Origin of the sequence: Bacteroides cellulosilyticus DSM 14838 (assembly GCF_000158035.1) — a bacterium.
Lineage (GTDB): Bacteria > Bacteroidota > Bacteroidia > Bacteroidales > Bacteroidaceae > Bacteroides > Bacteroides cellulosilyticus.
In genome coordinates this window covers 1-1,501 of sequence record NZ_EQ973500.1, presented here as the reverse complement: position 1 = coordinate 1,501, position 1,501 = coordinate 1, and the positions used below count along the sequence as shown (strand labels likewise).

The 1,501-nt window shown below is 45.6% G+C and carries 1 protein-coding gene; it reads left to right on the top strand.

Annotation, left to right across the window (positions count from 1 at the left end):
• Nucleotides 1-489 precede the first annotated feature (489 nt).
• Nucleotides 490-1,501: BT4734/BF3469 family protein (locus BACCELL_RS25320; RefSeq protein ID WP_007215035.1), on the top strand; the 1,012-nt coding region annotated here is incomplete at its 3' end.

The window sequence follows — 1,501 nt, the reverse complement described above, 5'->3', positions numbered from 1 at the left end:
ACCCTTCGGGTTAGGTCGTCTTTGGAAATCATACTGTGCTGCCATTGTTTTTTGTTTCTGTTTAAAGGGTTAATACTGTTCTTCCCAAGTGATTGAAAGCTACAACAAGGCAGAAAAATGTGCAGATAGTCTGTCGTTTTTGTACTTTTGGCTTAGGATAAATGTTCTTATGCTTAGTCTAAAACTTCGTCTTGCAATTGCGGGTTGTCCGGTGGGCAGTTGCAGGCTGTTCAGTTCCCATATCGAAACCGTCGGGTCCGCAATTGCAGGATGAAATTTTAGACTAAGCAAAGATACGAAATAAATAAGGCAAAAGCAAGTATTCTCTTAAGTATTCGTTAATTTTTCTCATGCATTTAGGAGGGTAATCTTTAAGGATGAATAGAATAACAAAAGGCATTTATAATTTGTTTGCAGCGTATATTATGCGTACCTTGCAGCCGCTAAGGAACAACCCTTATTGCTCAATTATTTCAAAAACATATACTGATGAAAATAACTCTTATCAGAGAAAGCCGGGAGAGTGGAAAAGAAACCCTCAGCACCTGCGAAGCTGACGCATGGATAGACCGGATAAAAACAGAAACCAAAGAGGAACACGTCACAAGATTGCGCTCTATGCTCTTTTATACGAATCCTGACAGCGGAGGATACTACGAACACATTGACAAGTTGCCGCGCATTTATCCCTCCGTGGAATTCGGAAGAAGCAGAAACAACGGGCGAAAACTGAAACACTACAACGGCATAGTGATGTTGGAGGTAAACCATCTGGCCGGATTGTCCGAAGTGGAGCTGGTGAAACGGCAGGCGGCTTTGTTACCACAAACCTGGGCAGCTTTTGCCGGAAGTAGCGGACGAAGTGTGAAAATCTGGGTGAAATTCGCCCTGCCGGACGGGAATTTGCCGGTGAAAGTAGAAAATATGGAATCTTTTCACGCACATGCCTACCGCATGGCCGTGCAATGTTACCAGCCCATATTGCCGTTTCCCCTCACGCTGCGAGAGCCTTCTATGACACAAAGCTGCCGCATGACAGTGGATGCATATCCCTACTTCAACCGGCAAGCCATCCCTTTCTGCCTTGAACAGCCCTTCGGTATGCCCGGTGAAGAGACTTTCCGGCAACGCCAATTGACGGAAAAGAACCCATTGTTAAGACTGAAACCGGGTTACGAAACCTCGCAGACCTTCACATTATTATTTGAAACAACCCTCAGCAAAGCACTGAATGAAATGGAAGAATGGAAACGAGGCGATGACTTGCAGCAACTGCTGGTGTGTCTGGCAGAACATTGCTTCAAGGCAGGCATACCGGAGGAAGAGACTGTACGCCAAGTCATGATACACTATTTCAAGCAGGCGGACGAACAAACCGTGCGGACAACTGTCCACAACCTCTATCAGGAGTGTAAGGGGTTCGGCAAAAAGAAATCTCTGACACCGGAACAGGCTATCGCCTTCCAACTGAACGAATTTATGGAACGCAGATACGAATTCC